At 70.9% G+C, this 21,529-nt stretch carries 20 protein-coding genes; 12 read left to right on the top strand and 8 right to left on the bottom strand.

Annotation, left to right across the window (positions count from 1 at the left end; all coding sequences use genetic code 11):
• Positions 1 to 36: 36 nt before the first annotated feature.
• Positions 37 to 1,149, bottom strand: coding sequence for a LacI family DNA-binding transcriptional regulator (locus tag IE134_RS18980; RefSeq protein WP_030708441.1), 1,113 nt, complete (start codon positions 1,147 to 1,149; stop codon positions 37 to 39).
• A 109-nt stretch (positions 1,150 to 1,258) separates the two neighbouring features.
• On the opposite strand from IE134_RS18980, the gene IE134_RS18975 reads away from it, so the two are divergent.
• The 4 genes from IE134_RS18975 to IE134_RS18960 all read left to right on the top strand — a co-directional run bounded on the left by IE134_RS18975 (position 1,259) and on the right by IE134_RS18960 (position 5,182).
• Positions 1,259 to 2,410: a Gfo/Idh/MocA family protein gene (locus IE134_RS18975; RefSeq protein ID WP_189431149.1), complete on the top strand. Its 1,152-nt coding sequence runs from the start codon at positions 1,259 to 1,261 to the stop codon at positions 2,408 to 2,410.
• Positions 2,407 to 3,561, top strand: a complete 1,155-nt coding sequence (locus IE134_RS18970) for a dihydrodipicolinate synthase family protein (RefSeq protein ID WP_098016984.1) — start codon at positions 2,407 to 2,409, stop codon at positions 3,559 to 3,561. The genes IE134_RS18975 and IE134_RS18970 overlap by 4 nt, the downstream gene beginning before the upstream one ends.
• Positions 3,558 to 4,394, top strand: a complete 837-nt coding sequence (locus IE134_RS18965; RefSeq protein WP_030708436.1) for a sugar phosphate isomerase/epimerase family protein — start codon at positions 3,558 to 3,560, stop codon at positions 4,392 to 4,394. The genes IE134_RS18970 and IE134_RS18965 overlap by 4 nt, the downstream gene beginning before the upstream one ends.
• A 236-nt stretch (positions 4,395 to 4,630) precedes the next feature.
• Entirely contained in the window at positions 4,631 to 5,182 is a 552-nt protein-coding gene (locus tag IE134_RS18960) for a DinB family protein (protein ID WP_030708434.1), read from the top strand.
• Positions 5,183 to 5,262: 80 nt separating this feature from the next.
• Here IE134_RS18960 and IE134_RS18955 read toward each other — a convergent pair whose 3' ends face one another.
• Positions 5,263 to 5,682: an RNHCP domain-containing protein gene (locus tag IE134_RS18955; RefSeq protein WP_098016985.1), complete on the bottom strand. Its 420-nt coding sequence runs from the start codon at positions 5,680 to 5,682 to the stop codon at positions 5,263 to 5,265.
• A 22-nt stretch (positions 5,683 to 5,704) separates the two neighbouring features.
• Positions 5,705 to 6,046, bottom strand: a complete 342-nt coding sequence (locus IE134_RS18950; protein WP_032775087.1) for an RNHCP domain-containing protein — start codon at positions 6,044 to 6,046, stop codon at positions 5,705 to 5,707.
• 427 nt (positions 6,047 to 6,473) lie between these two features.
• Here IE134_RS18950 and IE134_RS18945 point away from each other — a divergent pair, with 427 nt between their 5' ends.
• Positions 6,474 to 6,740 (top strand): hypothetical protein, encoded by a 267-nt coding sequence (locus tag IE134_RS18945; RefSeq protein WP_030708429.1) that lies wholly within the window; start codon positions 6,474 to 6,476, stop codon positions 6,738 to 6,740.
• A 10-nt stretch (positions 6,741 to 6,750) separates the two neighbouring features.
• Here the strand turns inward: IE134_RS18945 and IE134_RS18940 are convergent, their stop codons facing one another.
• Entirely contained in the window at positions 6,751 to 7,458 is a 708-nt protein-coding gene (locus IE134_RS18940; RefSeq protein ID WP_030708428.1) for a VOC family protein, read from the bottom strand.
• A 251-nt stretch (positions 7,459 to 7,709) separates the two neighbouring features.
• Between IE134_RS18940 and IE134_RS18935 the strand changes: the two genes are divergently transcribed.
• The 3 genes from IE134_RS18935 (at position 7,710) to IE134_RS18925 (ending at position 10,932) form a co-directional block, all read left to right on the top strand.
• Complete coding sequence (locus IE134_RS18935; RefSeq protein WP_189431148.1) at positions 7,710 to 8,591, top strand: lysozyme; 882 nt, start codon at positions 7,710 to 7,712, stop codon at positions 8,589 to 8,591.
• Between the two features lie 91 nt (positions 8,592 to 8,682).
• Positions 8,683 to 9,336, top strand: coding sequence for a peptidoglycan recognition protein family protein (locus IE134_RS18930; protein ID WP_098016987.1), 654 nt, complete (start codon positions 8,683 to 8,685; stop codon positions 9,334 to 9,336).
• A 135-nt stretch (positions 9,337 to 9,471) separates the two neighbouring features.
• The gene (locus IE134_RS18925; RefSeq protein WP_189431146.1) at positions 9,472 to 10,932 is read left to right on the top strand and encodes an eCIS core domain-containing protein; all 1,461 of its coding nucleotides are present in this window, start codon (positions 9,472 to 9,474) and stop codon (positions 10,930 to 10,932) included.
• Between the two features lie 9 nt (positions 10,933 to 10,941).
• On the opposite strand, the gene IE134_RS18920 is transcribed toward IE134_RS18925, so the two are convergent.
• Positions 10,942 to 12,162: an epoxide hydrolase family protein gene (locus tag IE134_RS18920; RefSeq protein WP_229823647.1), complete on the bottom strand. Its 1,221-nt coding sequence runs from the start codon at positions 12,160 to 12,162 to the stop codon at positions 10,942 to 10,944.
• Between the two features lie 106 nt (positions 12,163 to 12,268).
• Between IE134_RS18920 and IE134_RS18915 the strand changes: the two genes are divergently transcribed.
• On the top strand, positions 12,269 to 12,838 hold the full coding sequence (locus IE134_RS18915) for a CGNR zinc finger domain-containing protein (RefSeq protein ID WP_032785120.1): 570 nt from the start codon (positions 12,269 to 12,271) through the stop codon (positions 12,836 to 12,838).
• Between the two features lie 25 nt (positions 12,839 to 12,863).
• Here IE134_RS18915 and IE134_RS18910 read toward each other — a convergent pair whose 3' ends face one another.
• Both IE134_RS18910 and IE134_RS18905 read right to left on the bottom strand, forming a co-directional pair.
• On the bottom strand, positions 12,864 to 13,448 hold the full coding sequence (locus IE134_RS18910) for a hypothetical protein (RefSeq protein ID WP_098894387.1): 585 nt from the start codon (positions 13,446 to 13,448) through the stop codon (positions 12,864 to 12,866).
• A 203-nt stretch (positions 13,449 to 13,651) separates the two neighbouring features.
• Positions 13,652 to 15,322: an MFS transporter gene (locus tag IE134_RS18905; protein ID WP_098016990.1), complete on the bottom strand. Its 1,671-nt coding sequence runs from the start codon at positions 15,320 to 15,322 to the stop codon at positions 13,652 to 13,654.
• 140 nt (positions 15,323 to 15,462) lie between these two features.
• Between IE134_RS18905 and IE134_RS18900 the strand changes: the two genes are divergently transcribed.
• From IE134_RS18900 to IE134_RS18890, 3 genes are all read left to right on the top strand, one after another.
• Positions 15,463 to 16,011: a MarR family winged helix-turn-helix transcriptional regulator gene (locus IE134_RS18900; RefSeq protein ID WP_189431144.1), complete on the top strand. Its 549-nt coding sequence runs from the start codon at positions 15,463 to 15,465 to the stop codon at positions 16,009 to 16,011.
• Between the two features lie 61 nt (positions 16,012 to 16,072).
• Entirely contained in the window at positions 16,073 to 18,298 is a 2,226-nt protein-coding gene (gene recD2, locus IE134_RS18895; protein WP_189431142.1) for an SF1B family DNA helicase RecD2, read from the top strand.
• Between the two features lie 215 nt (positions 18,299 to 18,513).
• Positions 18,514 to 19,812 (top strand): citrate synthase, encoded by a 1,299-nt coding sequence (locus tag IE134_RS18890; protein WP_010056523.1) that lies wholly within the window; start codon positions 18,514 to 18,516, stop codon positions 19,810 to 19,812.
• 472 nt (positions 19,813 to 20,284) lie between these two features.
• Here IE134_RS18890 and IE134_RS18885 read toward each other — a convergent pair.
• The coding region (locus IE134_RS18885) for a heavy metal translocating P-type ATPase (RefSeq protein ID WP_189431140.1) at positions 20,285 to 21,529 on the bottom strand (1,245 nt) is incomplete at its 5' end.

Here is a 21,529-nt window from a genome sequence, read left to right as displayed (position 1 = left end):
CGCCTGCCGGCTCAAGGGCCCGCCCCGCGGACCGGTTCAGCCCCTCGGCGCCGCCGTGGACCCCCGGATCATCAGCTCGGCCGCGATGGTCGCGATGCCACCGGGCGGCGGGTTCTCCTTGCCCATCGCGAGCCGCCCCGCCCGGGCGCCCGCCTCGAAGAGCGGCAGCCGGACCGTCGTGAGGGCCGGCACCGCGTCCACCGAGAACGGCAGGTCGTCGAAGCCCGCCACCGAGATGTCCTGCGGGATGCGCATCCCCTGGTCCCGTACCGCCGCGCACGCGCCCAGCGCCACGGTGTCGTTGGCGGCCACGATCGCGGTCACGTCCGGTGCCCTGCGCAGGAGTTCGAGGGTGGCCTCGTAGCCGGAGCGCCGGTCGTAGGGCCCGTGCACGACGAGCGGGTCGTCGTCGGCCGCCCGGTGACCGGATCCGTCGCCCGGACCGCCCCCTGCCGGAAAGTCATCCAGGCCCGCCGCGTGCAGCGCCTCCCGGTGGCCCTCCAGCCGGTGCCGGGTGGTGGTGCGTTCCCGGGGCCCGGCGACGTAACCGATCCTGCGGTGGCCGAGCGAGATCAGGTGCTCGGTGAGGCGTCGGCCGCCGCCCCGGTTGTCGAACGCGAGGGCGGCGACGAGCGCGTCGCCCTCAGGCAGCGGGGGCCGCCCGCAGAAGACGATCCGGGTGCCCGCGTCGGCGAGTTTCGCCAGCTTCGCCGCCATCGCGGCCTGGTGCTCCGGATTCTCGACCGCCCCGCCGGTGAGGACGACGGCGGCGGCGCGCTGGCGCTGGAGGAGCGTGAGGTAGGTCAGCTCGCGCTCCGGGGAGCCGCCGGTGTTGCAGATGACCGCCAGCTTCTCGCCGCCCGCCCGTCCCGAACCGTCCCCGGGTCCGCCGATCTGCGTCTGCGCCGCCCCCGCCATGATCCCGAAGAAGGGGTCGGCGATGTCGTTGACCAGGATGCCGACCAGGTCGGACGTGGCGGCCGCGAGCGAACTGGCGGGTCCGTTGAGCACGTAGTCCAGGTCGTCCACCGCACGCAGGACCCGTTCCCGGGTCGACGCCGCCACCGGGTAGTTGCCGTTCAGCACGCGGGAGACGGTGGCCGGGGACACCCGGGCGCGGGCCGCCACATCCGCCAGGGTGACTGTCATCGCTGTCCTCCGTGAGGTCACGTGCGGCCCCCTCTTGTCCGGCCGCTGTCGGCAGGCTAGCGTCATCTTCCGTAGAAAGCGCTTGCTACGGCTGTATGGAGGGACCTTCGTGACACGCAGGACAGTGCGCATCGCCATGAACGGCGTCACGGGACGCATGGGATACCGGCAGCACCTGGTGCGCTCGATCCTCGCGATCCGCGAGCAGGGGGGCCTGGATCTCGGCGACGGCGAGGTGGTGTGGCCCGAGCCCGTGCTCGTCGGCCGTCGCGCCCACGCCCTGGAGGAACTCGCCGAGCGCCACGGTCTGACCGAGTGGTCGACGGACCTGGACGCGGTGCTCGCGGACGAGTCGGTCGAGATCTACTTCGACGCCCAGGTCACCTCGGCCCGGGTGGAGGCGATCAAGAAGGCGATCGCGGCGGGCAAGCACGTCTACACCGAGAAGCCGACCGCCACGGACGTCGAGGGGGCCCTCGACCTGGCCCGGCTCGCGCGTGACGCCGGCATCAAGCACGGTGTCGTCCAGGACAAGATCTTCCTGCCGGGCCTGCGCAAGCTGAAGCGCCTCATCGACGGCGGCTTCTTCGGCGAAATCCTGTCCGTGCGCGGGGAGTTCGGCTACTGGGTCTTCGAGGGCGACTGGCAGGAGGCCCAGCGCCCTTCGTGGAACTACCGTGCGGAGGACGGCGGCGGCATCGTCGTCGACATGTTCCCGCACTGGGAGTACGTGATACACGAGCTGTTCGGCCAGGTCACCACCGTGACCGCGCACGTCAGGACGCACGTTCCGCAGCGCTGGGACGAGCAGGGCAAGCCGTACGAGGCGACCGCCGACGACGCCGCATACGGCATCTTCGAGCTGGCGGGCGGGGCCGTCGCGCAGATCAACTCCTCCTGGACGGTGCGGGTCAACCGCGACGAGCTGGTGGAGTTCCAGGTCGACGGAACGCACGGCTCGGCCGTCGCGGGCCTGCGCAACTGCCGTGTCCAGCACCGCTCGTCGACCCCGAAGCCGGTCTGGAACCCGGACCTCCCGGTCACCGAGTCGTTCCGCGACCAGTGGCAGGAGATCCCGGACAACCAGGTGTTCGACAACGGCTTCAAGGCGCAGTGGGAGCTGTTCCTGCGCCATGTCGTCCAGGACGCGCCGTACACCTGGGACCTGCTGGCCGGGGCCCGGGGCGTCCAACTGGCCGAACTGGGACTGAAGTCGTCCGCCGAGGGTCGCCGCTTCGACATCCCGGAGCTGACGCTGTGACGGCTGTCGTCCCCCTGCCCCGGGGTCCCTACACCCCCCGCGCCACCCCGCTCGATCTGCCGCCGGGCGCCGGGACTCCCTCCTCCCGTACCGTCTTCTCGGCGGCCCACGTGGTCGCGGACCCGTACGCGGACATCGGCCCGGACGACCCGGCGGCCGTCGACTGGGAGTCCACGCTCGCCTTCCGCCGCCACCTCTGGGCGCACGGCCTGGGCGTCGCGGAGGCCATGGACACCGCGCAGCGCGGGATGGGCCTGGACTGGGCGGGTGCGGCCGAACTGATCCGCCGCTCGGCCGCCGAGGCGAAGGCGGTGGGCGGGCGGATCGCCTGCGGCGTGGGCACCGACCAGCTGCCCGGGGGTCCCGCACCCACCCTGGCCGAGGTCACGGCGGCGTACGAGGAGCAGCTCGCCTTGGCCGAGGAGCACGGCGTCCAGCCGATCCTCATGGCCTCGCGCGCCCTGGTCCGCGCCGCCCGGGGGCCGGAGGACTACCTCGCCACGTACGCCCATCTCCTGCGCCAGGCGTCGGAACCGGTGATCCTGCACTGGCTGGGCCCGATGTTCGACCCGGCCCTGGAGGGCTACTGGGGCAGCACCGACCTCGACGAGGCCACGGACACCTTCCTCAAGGTCATCGCCGAACACCCGGACAAGGTCGACGGCATCAAGATCTCCCTCCTGGACGCGGCCCGCGAGATCGACGTCCGCCGCCGCCTCCCGGGCGGGGTGCGCTGCTACACGGGCGACGACTTCAATTACCCGGAGCTGATCGCGGGCGACGAACGCGGCTTCAGCCACGCGCTGTTGGGCATCTTCGACCCGCTGGGCCCGCTGGCGGCGCATGCGGTACGAGTGCTGGACACGGGGGACGTGGCCGGCTTCCGGGCCCTCCTGGACCCCACGGTCGAGCTGTCCCGCCACCTCTTCCAGCGGCCCACCCGCTTCTACAAGACGGGCGTGGTGTTCCTGGCCTGGCTGGCCGGCCACCAGGACCACTTCACGATGGTGGGCGGACTCCAGTCGGCCCGCTCGCTGCCGCATCTGGCGACGGCGTACGAACTGGCCGACGGCCTCGGCCTGTTCCCGGACCCCGGCCTGGCCGCACACCGCATGCGCGCGCTGCTCGCCGTCCACGGAGGCGCACGATGACGAACCGCGATCTGGCACGTCTGAGCATCAACCAGGAGACCATCAAGCAGTGGTCGCTGCCGGAGCTCGCCGAGGGCTGCGTCAAGGCGGGCATCGGCAAGGTCGGCCTGTGGCGGGCCCCGGTGCAGGCGTACGGTGTCGAGCGCACGGCCCGGCTCCTCGCGGACTCCGGGCTCACCGTCACCAGCCTCTGCCGGGGCGGCTTCTTCACCGCCCTCGACCCCGCCGAACGCGCCCGCGCCCTGGACGACAACCGGGCGGCGATCGACGAGGCGGCGGCCCTGTCCACCGACACCCTGGTCCTGGTCTCCGGCGGCCTCCCGCCCGGCAGCCGCGATCTGACCGGGGCCCGCGAGCGGGTGGCCGAGGCGCTGGCGGTCCTCGCCCCGTACGCCGCCGAACGCGGCGTACGCCTGGCGATCGAACCGCTCCACCCGATGTACGCGTCCGACCGCTGTGTGGTCTCCACCCTCGCCCAGGCCCTGGACCTCGCGGAACGCTTCCCGGCCGAACAGGTCGGGGTGGTCGTGGACACCTACCACCTCTGGTGGGACGACCGGGCACCCGCCGAGATCGCCCGCGCGGGCCGGGGCGGACGTATCCACTCCTTCCAGCTGGCCGACTGGATCACCCCGCTCCCGGCGGGCGTCCTGCTGGGCCGGGGACAACTGGGCGACGGAAGCGTGGACTTCCGGGAGTTCCGCCGCGCAGTGGAATCCGCCGGCTTCGACGGCCCGGTCGAGGTGGAGATCTTCAACGAGGCGCTGTGGGCCCGTGACGGCGCGGAGGTCCTGGCGGAAGTAGCGGAGCGGTACGTGCAACATGCCTGCTGAGAGCCCCGCACCCGACCGAAGGTAAAGAGATCGTAAAGGGCTGCAACCTTTGGGTACCCTCCCGGGTCACACATGGCGTCGGGACTTCCGGGGAGGGGTCCGGGGGGAACGGGAAGGCCCGACGGGAGGGGAAAGCGAGGGGGGTCCGGCCGCGAGGCCGGGCCCCATTCCGCTTTCCCGGCGGGCTCTACGCCATCCGTCAGCCGGTCTCACGCGGTTCGTTAGGATCTGCCGCCATGACGGAGAGCGCAGCGGAAGAATGGCCCGAACCTCCCCTCGCCGGCACGGAGGCCGAGGCCGTCCTCGGCGCGCTGGAACGCCAGCGGGCCACGCTGGCCTGGAAGACCTCCGGCCTGGGCGCGGACGGACTGCGCGCTACGGTCGGCGCGTCCTCCGTCACCCTGGGCGGCCTGCTCAAGCACCTGGCGCACGTCGAGGACAGCCACTTCGCCCGCCTCTGGCTCGGTGTCCCGGCCGGTGCACCGTGGAACACGGTCGACTGGGACCACGACCCGGACTGGGCCTACCGCACCGCCGCCGAGGACACTCCCGAGCAACTGCGCACGCTGTGGCGGGAGTCGGCGGCCCGCTCCCGGGCCCTGGTCGAGGAGGCGCTCAGCACCGGCGGCGGCCTGGACCAGCTCGGCGCGTACGTCACCCGCAGCGGCGAACGCCCCAACCTCCGCCGTATCCTCCTGGACCTCGTCGAGGAGTACGCCCGCCATGTCGGCCACGCCGACCTCATCCGTGAGTCGGTCGACGGCCTGACGGGCGAGGACCCGGGGTGAGCCGAGGGTCGAGGGTCGGGGTGACCTGAAGGGCAGGGCTGACCGGGGGCCGCCCGGCGGTTGCCGGGCGGCCCCCGGGATCACAGCGCGAGCATCGCCCGCACGGGGACCGCTGCGTCCGCGAGCGGCCGCAGCGCCAGCCGGACGAGCGCCAGCGCGTTGTCGTCGCCCGCGATGCGGTTGGCGCTGAGCCGCCCGCACGCGACGCAGTGGTGGATGAGCATCCACTCCCCGTCCTGCCGCACGGACAGGCTCAGGGGCACCATCCGCCCACGGCACCCCGCCGCCCGGTCACCCGGAACGCGCCCGTCCACATGCAGGCTGACCAGGCAGGACGGGCAGTGATTGCGGTGGGCGGTGCCCGGCGCCGCCAGCGGGACGTCGAGCCGGCAGCCGACACACCGGAACGCGTCACCGCGCGCCCCGCCCGGTCCGTGCAGCACGTCCTTGGCCCGCTGCGGACGCCGTTCCGATCCCCGACGGGGCTTGCGCCGCGTCATCGGAGCTCCTCGGTCGCCCGGTTCACAGGTCACCGAAGGCTTCGAGCGGGAAGGGCGGCTGGGCCAGCGGACGTACGGCCATCCGCATCAGGATCAGCTGGTTGTCGTCCCCGCAGACCGGGTTCGAGGTCAGCTCGTCGCACCGGGTGCAGCGGTGGACGACCATCCAGTCGCCGGTGCGCAGCACCGCGATGGAGATCGGGGCCATCCGGCCCTCGCAGTCGGAGCGGCCGCCCTCGACGTGGTCGACGAGGTGCTGCGAGTGCAGGCAGCTGGGGCAGTGGTTGCGCCGGCTGCCGTCGGGCGCGTACGCGGCGACGGTCAGTCCGCAGCGGACGCAGGTGAAGGTGTCCAGGGAGGACATGGCTGAGCGGTGCTGGGGGTTGTCGTGAGACACCCGGATACTCCTTGCCGAAGATGAGGAACGAAGCAGCAGGGAAGTACCGAGCACCCCTCGCGTCAGGGGCGTACGGGGAGCGGGGCCGGCCGGCTGCGCGACGGCAGCCGGCCGTGAGGTGTCAGCAGTCGGTCGCGTACGGCGGCCGCGGACGGTCAGGCCCGGTCACCCCGGCGTCACAGGTGCGACGAGGGAGGCTCGGAGTCACTGTCCGGGGCATACATCAACTGCTTTCCAGGGCTCGCGCCCAGAGGTCACCCGCGGTCGGTCCCGCGGTGGAGGAGCGAGCACCGTAACAAGGGGGCCGGGGGACCGGCCATCGAATTTTGCCCGGCGGCCGACACGAACGGGTGCACCGACGCGTGGCCGCCCGAGTGGGGGGTACCCGGCGGGCATGGCCACCTTGAAGCGTGTAGCTCTCGCACCCCGTGCCGTACGGCAGTTGCGGCGGATCCGGCCGGTCTACCTCGGCGGGATGCTCCTCTCCCTGCTGGTTCTCGTCCTTCAGGCCGACCGGGATCCGGGCGGTCGGCAGGTCGGGATCGCGGGCGTGTTCCTGCTCGCGTTCACGGCCCTGTTCGCCCTCACGGCCGTCCAGCTGTGGCGGCATGCGCGGGCCGGCTCCTGCAGCACGGCGAAGAAGCTGACGCGGACCGTCTGAGCCGGGCGGATCAGCCCCGCAGCTCCGCCAGTCTGGCCAGGGCGTCGGCGGCCTCTGCCCTTTCTCCCGGCCCGAGCCGGACCGCTTCCGCCTCCTCCAGCAGCCCCGCCGCCCGCTCCGTATCGCCCATCCGCTGGGCGATGTCCCCGCGCAGGACGAGCAGCCGCAGTTTCTGCACCGGAGTCGGCCGCTCGTCCGTCAGGCCCAGCACCCGGTCGATGATCTTCGCGGCCCCCGGCAGATCCTGCTTGGAGTCCGCGAAGAGGTCCGCCATGTGCAGGGCGCGGGCGAACGTCTCCTTAGGGGCGGGCCGGTGGTTCAGGTCGTCGCTGATCGGCTGCCCGATCCGGATCGTGTTGCCGGTCGGGTCGGTCACCAGGAACTGCCGGACCCCGTACGACATGTCCTTCAGCGGGCCGATGCGCGGCAGCCCCCGCGTCGGGACGCGCCCGTAGACCGCCTTGAGCCCCGACCGGAACGCCGCGTGCAGGCCGTCCACGTCCTCGGTGAGGACGTAGCACCCGGAGTGGGAGGACGCGGGGTCGTACTCCTTCATCCCGTACAGCTGGAGTTCGACCGCACCGCGTTCGACGACGGCGTACCCGTACGGGCTCTTCTGCAGGGACGTCGTCTCGAAGCCGAGGGCGGCGTAGAAAGCGACCACGGAGTCGATCAGGGAGGTCCGGCAGGGAAGCATCGGGATCGTCGTCTCGGTCATGCGCCGCACTTTAGTCAAATTTGAATACCTCGGTCAACGGCGGCCGCAGCCTTTCAGAAATGAAAATTCTCGCCGCCTCGGGGCGTTCTCGCAGGTAGGGGCTGGCGGCACAGGTCTAAACCAAGAGGCCCCTTTACGCCTTTCCGGGTCCATGGCCTACTCGTGACATGTGCATGGCATCCGCTGATCGGATGCCGCTCGGATGCCATGCCGTGCGCATCCCGTCCTCGTCAACGTGCCCGGAGGTGGCCATGCCCGCGTACCGTTCTCCGTCCCGCCGACTCAAGAGACCCCGAGGCGCTGTGTCGGCCGGTGCTCTCGGTGCGGCCGTGGCGCTGATCCTGACCGGAACGGGCACGGCCGCCGCCGCACCGCCCGCGCCCGACGAGCCGGTCCGGTCCGGCCAGGCGTGGATGGGGGCGGGCACCCGCATCGAGCAGGGCCCCGCGTCCTCGGCGGCGGGCGGGATCACGGCGATGGACACCAGCGGCGTCCAGGGCATCGACGTCTCCCACTGGCAGGGGGCGATCAACTGGGGTTCGGTGAAGGCCGCGGGCATCAGCTTCGCCTACATGAAGGCCACCGAGGGCACGAGTTTCAAGGACAGCAGCTTCAGCGCGAACTACACCGGCTCCTACAACGCCGGCCTGATCCGCGGCGCGTACCACTTCGCCCGCCCCGACGTCTCCAACGGGGCAACGCAGGCGGGCTACTTCGCGGGCAACGGCGGAGGATGGTCCCAGGACGGCAAGACCCTCCCCGGTGTGCTGGACATCGAGCACAACCCGTACGGCGCCATGTGCTACGGCCTCTCCACGACCCAGATGCGGACGTGGATCAACGACTTCTACGCCACGTACAAGGCGCGCACCACCCGGGACGTCGTTATCTACACGACGGCCAGCTGGTGGAACACCTGCACCGGCGGCTGGACCGGCATGGCCGCCAAGTCGCCTCTCTGGATCGCGCATTGGGGCACCGCCAGCCCGACCATCCCCGCAGGTTTCCCCACGTGGACGATCTGGCAGTACACGGCCACCGGCCGGGTCGGCGGAGTCTCCGGCGACGTGGACCGCAACAAGTTCAACGGCAGCCTGGCGCGGCTCCAGGCCCTAGCCAACAACACGGCGTAATCCTTCTCGTGACGACCGGGCGAGCCCGTCGGCGGCTCACCCGGCCGCACACCCCCGCCGTGTGCCCACCCCTTCACACCAGGAGCCCGCAGTGAACCTTCCGCAGCCGTCCCGTCGCCACATTCTGCTCGCCGGTGCCGGCGGCCTGGCCGCAGCCGCCTTACCGGGCACGGCCCACGCCCTCGACGCCGCCGCCGTGGAACCGGACATCGACGGTACGGCCCAGTGGCAGGCCCGTCCGCCGCAGGGGCCGATCGAGTTGGTGGGGAAACGTCCGACGAAGATCATCGTGCACCACACGGTCAGCGCCAACACCTCCGACATCTCCCGTGCCCAGGCCCACCGTCACGCCCACTGGGTCCAGGACCTGCACCTGGACAAGAACGGGTGGACCGACACGGGTTACCACTTCCTCATCAGCCGGGGCGGCTGGATCACCGAGGGCCGCCACCAGAGCCTCAGCACCCTGCGCGGCGGCAGCGACTTCGTCCTCGGCGCCCACACGTCCGGCCAGAACGACCAGGCCATCGGTATCGCCAACGAGGGCGCGTACCACGACGGCGCACAGCCGCCGCGGGCCCAGTGGGAGGTCCTGGTGGCGCTCTGCGCGTACGTCTGCCGGCAGTACGGCATCGCACCCAGCCGCCTGTACGGACACAAGGACTTCGGCGACACCCTCTGCCCGGGCGTCCTGCACGACAAGCTGCCGCAGCTGCGGAGCGAGGTCGCGGCGAGCATGGGGTGAGGGGCGGGGCCCGCCGGGCGGACGTGTTGCCCCCACGGGCCACCGCACTGTGTCCCGTACAGCCCTTACCCTCGACCGCCGCACCGGGTAGGCAGGAGGAAACAGCCCTGTCGCCAGCCCTACGAGCGGAAGTCCATGCGCGCGCACGAGCCGAAAGAGAACGAGCGGGAGCCGCAGCGCCCCGCCAGGGGCGCCGCCGAGCGGCCGGGGGAGGCGGCGGCCCCGAGTGGCCGGGTGCCTGACGCGCTTCTCGCTCTCCAGCGCACCACCGGCAACGCCGCCGTCCTCCGCATGCTCCAGCGCGACCGGCACCGGCACGGCCCGGACTGCGGTCACCAACAGCCCGGCGCGGAGCCGGTGCAGCGCTCCGCCGTGCACGACGTGCTGCGCGCGCCGGGCAGACCGCTGGACGCACCGTTGCGCGAGGAGATGGAATCCCGGCTCGGCTCCGACTTCTCCGACGTCCGCCTGCACACCGACTCCGCCGCCCGCGCCTCCGCCGCCGAGGTGGGCGCCCGCGCCTACACCTCCGGCAGCCATGTCGTCATCGGCGACGGCGGCGGCGACAAGCACACGCTCGCCCATGAGCTGACGCACGTCATCCAGCAGCGCCAGGGCCCGGTGGCCGGTACGGACAACGGGTCCGGGCTGAGCGTCTCCGACCCCGGCGACCGCTTCGAGCGCGAGGCCGAGGCCAACGCGGTCCGGGTGATGAGGCGGACGCCCGAGGAGAGCGCCCAGAGCGGTCAGGGCTCCCACGACACCCCCGTACAGCGCGAAGCGCACGCCACCGCCCGGGACGCGGCGCGCGGTACCGAAGCCACGGCCGTCCAGCGCTTCTCCGAGAGCAACACCGAGGAGTTGGGGAGCGTACGGCTCTCGGAGAACGGCCTCTACCTCATGCCGCTCACACCGGGCGCGGACACCACCGTCATCTGGGTCGCGGAAGGCGCCTCGCCGCCCCGGTACTGCACGCCGACCGGGCAGAGCGGTGACATCGGGGGTCGTACGTACACGGAGTACGAGCCGGAGACGGCCTTCCTCGCGGACTGCGCCCACACGGCCGAGGAGATCATGCACCGGCAGCGGCTGGCCCTCGGGCAGGACGCCAGCGCCTTCGCCCTGGGCGGTGCCCAGTTCGGCCTGGGCGACCAGGAGAACGTGGAAGGCGCCCAGGCCTACGCGGCGGCCCGGCCCGGCGGCCCGCACGCGAACGGCGAGGAGCGGCCGGGCCCCGGCCAGGCGTACGCCATCGTGGAGACCGCGTGGCAGGGTGACTACGAGCGGCCCGCCAACACGAGCGGGTGGCCCTACCACGTGGCGGCCGTGGTCGCCGTGGACGGCGACGACCACATCACCGTGGAACAAGCGGCGGACGGGAACGACGCGAAGGCCCGGCAGGGGCACGAGGGCATCATCGACATGTATACGGCGGGCACGGACCCGACCAACGGGCAGGCGCTGCCGAACAGTTTCCACGGGCGGAACACCGGCGGCCCGGTGCAGCACTTCACCGTCGGCGCGATCACGGTCATCCTCCAGCCGATCAACGCGGGCGGCCTGAAGAAGGAGACCGGTCGCCGCAAGCTCATGTGATCCGAGGGCTCAGGCGACTTCGCGGGCGGCCAGCACCGCCGCGAGGCCCTCCCGCAGGTCGGCGACGAAGAACCCGGGCATCTCCAGCGACGGGAAATGGCCCCCGGCCTCGGGCGACCGCCACCGGACGATGTTCCGGTACCGCTCCTGGGCCCAGGGGCGCGGAGTCTTGTCGATGTCGCGGGGATACATGGTGATCGCCGACGGGACGTCGACCCGGAGCGCGGGGTCGAGCGAGTTGTGGCTCTCGTAGTAGATGCGGGCCGCCGACGCGCCCGTCCGCGTCAGCCAGTACAGGGTGACGTTGTCGAGGACCCGGTCCCGGGAGATCGTCTCGAACGGGCTGTCCTCGGTGTCCGACCACTCGGCGAACTTGTCGAGGATCCAGGCGAGCAGTCCGACCGGTGAGTCGACGAGCGCGTAGCCGATGGTCTGCGGCCGGGTCGCCTGCGCTTTGGCGTAGGCCGCGCGGTGGCGCCAGAAATGGCGGGTCTCCTCGGTCCACCCGCGCTCGGTCTCCGTCAGCCCGTCCGTGGTCAGCCCGGGCGGGGCCTCCGCGAACGTGGAGTGGACGCCGATCACTTGGTCCGGGAACCTGCCGCCCAGCACCGTGGTGATGTTGCCGCCCCAGTCGCCGCCGTGGGCCAGGAACCGGCCGTAGCCGAGTCTCCCCATCAGCTCCACCCACGCGGCCGCGATCTTCTCGGTACCCCACCCGGTGGTGGCGGGCTTCTCACTGAAACCGAAGCCCGGCAGCGACGGGGCCACGACGTGGAACGCCGGCGCCTCCGCGTCCTGCGGATCCGCCAACTCATCCATCACGTGCAGGAATTCGACGACGCTGCCCGGCCAGCCGTGCGTCAGGAGCAACGGGACGGCGTCCGGGCGCGCGGACCGGCGGTGCAGGAAGTGGATGCCCAGCCCGTCGACGGTCGTACGGAACTGGCCCATGCGGTTCAGCCGCTCCTCGAACGCCCGCCAGTCGTATCCGGTACGCCAGTACTCCACGACATCGGCGAGGTCGGCCAGCGGAACACCCTGGTCCCATCGGCGGGGGCCGGGCGGCGCGCCCCGGACGGTCTCGGCCTCCGGCAGCCGCGCCGCGGCCAGTCGCGCCCGCAGATCGTCGAGGTCGGCGTCGGTCGCGTGGGTCTCGCAGGCGTGGACGTGTACGTCGTTGGTCACGGGTGCGCCGCTGGGTACGGGTGCGTCGCTGGTCGGGCGGGGCATGGTGCCTCCTGGCGATCGTGGGCATCGAAGCCGACTCATCGTGTGAACCGTCTAAGACGGTTCTAACAGTCCTCCGGGCCACCCCGCAACCGGCTAAGGTGGTTCCATGCGTGCTGGCTTTCCTGACTTCCGCCTCGGCAACGTGCTGGCGACGAGCTTCACCGGGACCCTTTCGGAGCGGTTCGGCGACTCCGTGGAGCGCATCCCCGTGCCTCGGCGGCTCATCGACTGGCTGGCGGTGTACGGCCTCACCGTGGACTCCTGCACCCCTGAACAGCTCGATCTCGCCAGGGAGTTGCGGGAGTCGATCCACGCGGCCGCGACGGCCGCGGCGCTCCGGGAGGCTCTCCCCGCCGCCGCGGTCGAGGTGATCGACGACCGCAGCATCGAGGGGCGGGCCGCGGCGGTCCTGACGCCCGAGGGGGAGCGGCGGTGGCGGCTCGGCTCCTCCTCCGTGGAGGACGCCCTCGCTGTGATCGCCGCCGACGCCGTCGACGTCATCTCGGGCGAACGGGACGGAAAGCTGGCCCTGTGCGCCTCACCGACCTGCCGGGCCGCCTTCTTCGACACCAGTCAGAGCCGTACGCGCAAATGGTGCGACATGAACACGTGCGGCAACCGCCAGAAGAAGGCGCGCTTCAACGCCGGCCGGAGCAGGAACGAGGGCACGCGCTGAGCCGGGCCCGCGTCCCGCGCCCTCCTCAGCCCTCCCGGCGCCGACGGCGGTAGTAGGCCGCCGTGACCACCGCGAGCAGCGGGCCCCAGGCCAGCAGCGGGAGATAGCAGACGGTCATCACCCAGTAGTGGACACCCTCGGGAGCGCCGGGGGCACCCATGTTGTCCGCGTCGTTCCAGTTGAACGCACCGAGGACCGTGATGAGGGTGACGAGCGCCGCTCCGGTCGAGGCGGGGATCACCGCCGCCGGGACGGGGATCCTCCGGCCGCCCAGGAGCGGTACCCAGTACGGGAGTTCCTCGCCCCATCGGTGGATCAGGCCCAGGGTGAGCAGGCCGACCGCCTCGGCCAGCAGGCTGAGGCCGATGAGGTAGAAGGACAGGGGGCCGGGGTAGTTCGCGGGGTTGAGGTGCTCGTCGGTGAAGCCGGAGTCCCAGCCCAGGGCCATGGCGATCCGCCACAGCCCGGACGGCACCAGGGTCAGCGCGGCGGCGTGCGCCGCCAGGCGGATGGAGCGGGGGACTCGGGGCGAGGACGTGACGGGCGCCCCGGCGGCGGGGGCGCCGGACGCGACGGCCCGCCGCCTCGGACTGCTCACGGTGCCGGGCATGGTGGACTCCCTTGTTCTGGCGGGGGATTGGGCTGACCCCTGGTCGAGCGAACGGCTCAAGCCTCGTTCTCCGCCGCCCCCGATCCCATCCGCCGATCGGCACACAGCCGGCACCGGGACTGCGCCACCGGCCTGCTGCTCTCTGGGAGAACGGGCTGGCCGGCCCGGCCCCACGGGAGTAGCGCGGATCCCGGACACTCCGGTCACTCCGGCGGCCGGGCTCCGGTCCGCTCGCCGAGGTCCTTCCCGCGAGCTTCCGGCCCCGCGTTCGCCTCGGGTCCCGGCCCACCGTTCGCCGTACGCGCCTTCGGCGACATGAACAGCGTCGCCGCCAGCGCCAGGAGCAGCAGCCCCGCGCAGACGTAGCCGGTGACCTGGACGCCGACCGCCATCGCCTCGCGTGCCGCCTCCGCCGCCGATGCCGTACGCGGCTGCGCGGCGAGGGCATCGATCACCGATCCGGCGCTGTCCGTCACCACACCGCCGATCCGTTCCGCTTCGTCGGTCGCGAGGCCGTCCCGGGTGAGCCGGTCGGTCACCCCGGAGGCCAGGGTGCTGAAGAACAGCGTGGTCAGGAGGGCGATACCGAGGGCCGACCCGAGCTCGCGGGCCGCGCTCTGGATGCCCGACGCCTGCCCTCCGCTCCGTTCCGGTACGTCGACGAGGACGATGTTGGTCACCTGCGCCGTGGCGAAACCGACGCCGATCCCGTACACGAACAACGCGATGGCGATGAGCCACCACGGGCTGTCCGTGGAGGCGATCAGGGCCAGCATCGTCAGCCCGGCGGCCTCCAGCACCAGGCCGATCCTGACCTGGGCGAGCGCGGACACGGTCGCGGCCATCGGGAAGCTCGCCCCGGATGCGGCGAAGCTGCCCGCCGCCAGGGCGACGAGAGCGAGACCCGCCTCGAACGCGCTGTAACCGAGGGCGAATTGCAGCCAGAGCGGCAGGACCGCGATGATGCCGAACTCCCCGAGACCGACCATCAGCGTCACGAAGTTCCCGTTGCGGAACGAGCGGATGGAGAACAGCCCGACGTCCATCAGCGGCTCGTCCCCGGCCCGGCTCAGCGCTGCCTGCCTGCGCCAGAACGCGCCCAGCGCCAGCAGGGACAGCAGCAGGGCGACGAACACCGGCGAGAGCCCGCCGGACCAGGAGAAGCCCCCGGCCTCCAGCGGCTTCGTCGTCATCAGCCAGCCGTACGTACGTCCCTCGATCAGGACGAAGGAGAGGAGCCCCAGGCCCAACGCCGACAGCACCGCGCCGACGCCGTCGATACGGCCCCGGGTCCGGGGCGACACGTCGAGGTACCGGAGGACGCCCAGCACGATGAGGGCGACCAGCGGGATGTTGATGCCGAAGGCCCAGCGCCAGGTGATGTCGGCGAGCCACCCGCCCAGCAGCGGGCCGACGGCCGCCGCCGCTCCGATGGTCGAGCCCCACACGGCGAACGCCTGTCCGCGCGCGCGCCCGGTGAACGTGGCGTTCAGCAGGGCCAGCGAGGTGGGCAGCATCATCGCCCCGCCCACGCCTTGGACGAACCGGGCGAGGATCAGCAGTCCACCGCTGGGAGCGAGCGCGGCCAGCAGGCTCGTCGCGCCGAACACGACGAGGCCCAGCAGGAAGATCCGGCGCGCGCCGTGAAGGTCGCTGAGGCGTCCGGTGACCAGCAGGAGCGCCGCGAACGTGATCGCGTACGACTCCTGGATCCACTGGGCCTCCGACGAGCCGATGGACAGGTCCTCGATGATCGGCGCGAGGATCACGTTGACGATCGTCAGATCGACCACGATCAGGGCCACGCCGAGGGCCACGGCGACGAGGCCCAGCCACTGGCGGGCTGTGGGTGGGGTTTCCGCGGGTTCGGTCACGATGGTTCGACTCCCGACTATTGCTTTGCCGCAAAGGTAGATAGCTTTATGGCAAAGCTAAATAGGGGGAGGTAGGTTGTCAAACCGGAGCCGGAACCGGGACCGGCGCGTGGAGCGGAAGAGAGCGTGGGGCAGTGCCGATGACGAACGGACGCGGCGCCGACGAGCACGGCACAGCCGGCGAGGACGGCACGGCCGACCGCGACGCCGTACGGGTCGATCGCGTGATGGACGGCCTGCGCGCCTTCGGGGCCAACTACACCGAGTTCACCCGCCGCTTCGCGGCCTGGCTCGGGCTGCACTCCACCGACGCCGCCGCCCTCGTCGAGATCCTCTACGCGGAGGACCAGGGCGCACCCCTGTCGCCGGCCCGGCTCAGCGAGCGCGTCTCGCTCTCCTCCGGCGCGACCGCCATCCTGCTCAAGCGGCTCGAACAGGCGGGGCACGTCGTCCGTACCCGCGAGAGCACCGACCGCCGGGTGGTGACCCTGCGCAGCAGCCCGGACATCCGGCCGCGCGCCATGGCGTTCTTCGGCCCGTACAGCGAACGGATGGCCGAGGCGATGGCGGCGTACCCGCCCGAGGAGATCGAGCGGTTCGAGCAGTTCCTCGGCACGCTGCGCTCCACCATGGACGCGCTGCTGGCGAACGAGTACGAGAACGGCGGCCCGACGCCCCCCGCCCCCTGAACCGACTTACCGGCACTCTGCCGCGAACGGCACTGTCAGCGGCACCCGGTAGCGTCGGGTCATGTCCAACATGGCCGTCCTCGAAGGGGTCCTGGAGCGGATCACCTACGCCAACGAGGAGAACGGGTACACGGTCGCCCGCGTCGACACCGGGCGCGGAGGAGGCGACCTCCTCACCGTGGTCGGTGCGCTGCTCGGCGCGCAGGTCGGCGAGTCGCTGCGGATGGAGGGCCGTTGGGGCTCGCACGCGCAGTACGGCAAGCAGTTCACCGTGGAGAACTACACCACCGTCCTGCCCGCCACCATCCAGGGCATCCGCCGCTATCTCGGCTCCGGGCTGATCAAGGGCATCGGTCCGGTGATGGCCGACCGGATCACCACCCACTTCGGCGTCGACACCCTCCACATCATCGAGCAGGAACCGAAGCGGCTCGTCGAGGTCCCCGGCCTCGGCCCCAAGCGCACGAAGATGATCGCGGCGGCCTGGGAGGAGCAGAAGGCGATCAAGGAGGTCATGGTCTTCCTCCAGGGCGTCGGCGTCTCCACCTCCATCGCCGTCCGCATCTACAAGAAGTACGAGGACGCCTCGATCTCCGTCGTCAAGAACCAGCCCTACCGGCTGGCCGCCGACGTCTGGGGCATCGGCTTCCTCACCGCCGACAAGATCGCCCAGGCCGTCGGCATCCCGCACGACAGCCCCGAGCGGGTCAAGGCGGGGCTCCAGTACGCCCTGTCCCAGTCCTCCGACCAGGGGCACTGCTACCTCCCGGAGGAGCGGCTCATCGCGGACGGCGTCAAGCTGCTCCAGGTCGACACCGGACTGGTCATCGAGTGCCTGGCCGAGCTGGCCGCCGATCCGGAGGGCGTCGTACGGGAGAAGGTGCCGTCCCCCGAGGGCGGCGAGCCGATCACGGCCGTCTATCTGGTCCCCTTCCACCGGGCCGAGCTGTCCCTCGCCGGGCAGGTCAGGCGGCTGCTGAACACCGGCGAGGACCGGATGCCCGCCTTCGGGGACGTCGACTGGGGCAAGGCCCTGGCCTGGCTCGCCACGCGCACGGGGGCCGATCTCGCGCCCGAACAGGAGCAGGCCGTACGCCTCGCGCTCACCCGCAAGGTGGCCGTCCTGACCGGCGGCCCCGGCTGCGGGAAGTCGTTCACCGTCCGGTCGATCGTCGAGCTGGCCCGGGCGAAGAAGGCCAAGGTGGTGCTCGCCGCCCCCACCGGGCGCGCCGCCAAACGCCTCTCCGAGCTGACCGGGGCCGAGGCGTCCACCGTGCACCGGCTGCTGGAGCTGAAGCCGGGCGGGGACGCGGCGTACGACCGGGACCGTCCGCTGGACGCCGATCTGGTCGTCGTCGACGAGGCGTCGATGCTCGACCTGCTGCTCGCCAACAAGCTCGTGAAGGCGGTGGCACCCGGTGCCCACCTCCTCCTGGTGGGCGATGTGGACCAGCTGCCGTCGGTCGGCGCGGGGGAGGTGCTGAGCGATCTGCTCGCGGAGGGCGGCCCGGTCCCGGCCGTCCGGCTCACCCGGATCTTCCGCCAGGCCCAGCAGTCCGGCGTGGTCACCAACGCGCACCGCATCAACGCCGGACAGCCACCGCTCACCGAGGGGCTCGGCGACTTCTTCCTCTTCGTGGAGGACGAGACGGAGGACGCGGGCAAGCTCGCCGTCGATGTCGCGGCCCGCCGCATCCCGGCCAAGTTCCGCCTCGACGCACGCCGTGACGTGCAGGTCCTCGCCCCGATGCACCGGGGCCCGGCCGGCGCGGGCCATCTCAACGGGCTGCTCCAGCAGGCCATCACCCCGGGCCGCCCCGACCTCCCCGAGAAGCGGTTCGGCGGCCGGGTCTTCCGGGTCGGCGACAAGGTCACCCAGATCCGCAACAACTACGACAAGGGCGAGAACGGCGTCTTCAACGGCACCGTCGGCGTCGTCACCAGCCTCGATGTGGACGAGCAGAAGCTCACCGTCCGCACCGACGAGGACGAGGAGATCGGCTACGACTTCGACGAACTGGACGAGCTGGCCCACGCGTACGCCATGACGATCCACCGCTCCCAGGGCAGCGAATATCCGGCCGTCGTCATCCCCGTCACCACCAGTGCCTGGATGATGCTCCAGCGCAACCTTCTCTACACCGCCGTGACGAGGGCCAAGAAGCTCGTCGTCCTCGTCGGGTCCCGTAAGGCGATCGGCCAGGCGGTCCGCACGGTTTCCGCAGGCAGGCGTTGTACGGCACTGGATTTCCGGCTCAGAGGCGGCTCCGGAGAAGACTTCTCGTGACCCCTGCACAAAAATGATCGATCAAATCGGTGGGAAACATCACGGAGGTCTTCCGGAACCGCAGTCAAGGGGGCAGGATGAGTAAGTTGGCGGCACTCAGTGCCGCCAGTAGGTCCAATGGACGACCCCGAGTGCACTCTCCTGAGCCGAATGGGGGAGGGTGGAAGACAGTCAGGGCACCTCGAAGAAGAGGCACTACGTCGGTGAGGGATGACGTGAGCGAGCACACCAACAACGCTGTAGTACTGCGGTACGGCGATGACGAGTACACCTACCCGGTGATCGACAGCACCGTCGGCGACAAGGGCTTCGACATCGGGAAGCTCCGGGCCAATACCGGCCTGGTGACGCTGGACAGCGGATACGGCAACACCGCCGCCTATAAATCCGCCATCACGTACCTCGACGGTGAGCAGGGCATTCTGCGCTACCGCGGATACCCGATCGAGCAGCTCGCCGAGCGCTCGTCGTTCCTCGAGGTCGCGTACACGCTGATCAACGGTGACCTCCCCAAGGTCGACGAGCTGGCGGCGTTCAAGAACGAGATCACCCAGCACACGCTGCTGCACGAGGACGTCAAGCGGTTCTTTGACGGCTTCCCGCGCGACGCCCACCCGATGGCCATGCTGTCCTCGGTCGTCAGCGCCCTGTCCACGTTCTACCAGGACAGCCACAACCCGTTCGACGAGCAGCAGCGTCACCTGTCGACGATCCGCCTGCTGGCGAAGCTCCCGACGATCGCGGCGTACGCCTACAAGAAGTCGATCGGCCACCCCTTCGTCTACCCGCGCAACGACCTCGGGTACGTCGAGAACTTCCTGCGCATGACCTTCTCGGTCCCCGCCCAGGAGTACGAGCTGGACCCGGTCGTCGTCTCGGCGCTGGACAAGCTGCTCATCCTGCACGCGGACCACGAGCAGAACTGTTCGACCTCCACCGTGCGTCTGGTCGGCTCCTCGCAGGCGAACATGTTCGCCTCGATCTCCGCCGGTATCTCGGCGCTGTGGGGCCCCCTGCACGGTGGCGCCAACCAGTCGGTCCTGGAGATGCTGGAAGGCATCCAGGCCAACGGCGGCGACGTCGACTCCTTCATCCGCAAGGTGAAGAACAAGGAGGACGGCGTCCGCCTGATGGGCTTCGGCCACCGGGTGTACAAGTCCTTCGACCCGCGCGCCAAGATCATCAAGGCTGCCGCGCACGACGTGCTGTCCGCGCTCGGCAAGTCCGACGAGCTGCTCGACATCGCGCTCAAGCTGGAGGAGCACGCGCTCTCCGACGACTACTTCGTCTCGCGCAACCTCTACCCCAACGTGGACTTCTACACCGGTCTGATCTACCGGGCCATGGGCTTCCCGACCGAGATGTTCACCGTGCTCTTCGCGCTCGGCCGGCTGCCCGGCTGGATCGCCCAGTGGCACGAGATGATCAAGGAGCCGGGTTCCCGCATCGGCCGCCCGCGCCAGATCTACACCGGCGAGGTCCTGCGCGACTTCGTCCCGGTCGAGGGCCGCTGACCCGGACCTGATGACCGCCCCGTAGTGCCCCGGCCTCTTCGGCCGACTGCCTTCGCCCCGCGTACCGCGCTTCGCACAGAGCGCGGTGTCCGGGGCGATTCGGCGTTTCGGGGCCGGTGACCGTCCCCGTAAAGGAAGAAGCGCCCCGCCGTCGATCCCCCCACGGGTCGACGGTCGGGGCGCTTCCCATATCCCGGAGCGGATTCCCCCCACGGGATCCGGCCGGGCGTCTGCTGGGAGCCGAAGCTCCCGTTGTTCTGTTGTGCCGCGATCTGCCGGGGTACGTACGCACGGGAGGGCCGCTCAAAGCTCCCCGGTGCACGTGCCCCGGCCAACGCATGCCATCAGGAGCGTCCCCCAAGACACTCCGTCGGACGTCCCCCAAGACATCCTTGGCAGTCGCACTCTAAGACTCGCGAACCCACCGGATGGTTACCCTGAAACCGGTGTGATCTAAATCTCTTTGTGGAAGTTACGTGAAGGCACGCAACCGGAGGCTGTTCGTGACGACGAACACGGACGAAAACGCCATGGCGGCTCCCGCGATCATAGGGTTGAGCAGGCCACTTGCAGCCAGGGGCAAGGCCGCAACGTTGTACCCGAAGGCCCAGAAGAGGTTGCCCCTGATGGTGGCCAGCGTACGCCTGGAAAGGCGGATTGCGTCACCTGTCACCTTGAGATCTCCACGAACCAGTGTGAGGTCGCTCGCCTCGATCGCCGCATCCGTCCCAGTGCCCATCGCCAGCCCCAGGGATGCCGTGGCCAGCGCGGCCGCGTCGTTGACCCCGTCGCCGACCATGGCGACGACCCGGCCCTCGGCCTGAAGGCGCTTCACGACGTCCACCTTGTCCTCGGGGAGTACCTCCGCGTGGACCGTGTCGATGCCCACCTCCCGCGCCACGGCCTCCGCCACCGCCCGGTTGTCGCCGGTCAGCAGGATGGGCTCCAGCCCCAGGGCGCGCAGCTCGGCCACGGCGGCCGCACTGCTGTCCTTGACCGCGTCCGCCACCCCGAACACGCCCCGGGCCTCCCCGTCCCACGCCACGACGACCGCCGTACGCCCGTGCGCCTCGTCCTCCTCCAGGGCCCGTGACAACGAGGGCGGGAGGGAGATCCCGGCGTCAGCGATCAGGCGGGGCCGGCCGACGAGGACGGCGTGGCTTTCGACGATGCCTTGGACGCCGAGGCCGGGGACGTTGGTGAAGTCCTCGGGGGTGGGGAGGGGGCCGGTGGTGTCGGTCGCGGCGGTGGCGACGGCTTGGGCGATGGGGTGTTCGGAGGCGTTCTCCAGGGCTCCGGCGATTCGGAGGACTTCGGTTTCGGTGGTGGTGTCGGCTGTGTGGGTGGTCTGGAGGGTCATGCGGCCGGTGGTGACGGTGCCGGTCTTGTCGAGGACGATGGTGTCGACGCGGCGGGTGGTCTCCAGGACTTCGGGGCCTTTGATGAGGATGCCGAGTTGGGCGCCGCGTCCGGTGCCGACCATGAGGGCGGTGGGGGTGGCGAGGCCGAGGGCGCAGGGGCAGGCGATGATCAGGACGGCGACGGCCGCGGTGAAGGCGGCGGTGAGTCCGGCGTCGTTGCCGAGCCAGTAGCCGAGGGTGGCGAGGGCGAGGGCGATGACGATGGGGACGAAGACGGCGGAGATGCGGTCGGCCAGGCGCTGGGCGGACGCCTTGCCGTTCTGGGCGTCCTCGACGAGTTTGGCCATGCGGGCGAG

It is taken from the genome of Streptomyces rubiginosohelvolus, from assembly GCF_014649875.1.
In the GTDB taxonomy this organism is placed as follows: Bacteria; Actinomycetota; Actinomycetes; order Streptomycetales; family Streptomycetaceae; genus Streptomyces; species Streptomyces rubiginosohelvolus.
The sequence above is the reverse complement of the archived record's forward strand: the minus strand, read 5'-3'. Positions and strand labels throughout refer to the sequence as shown.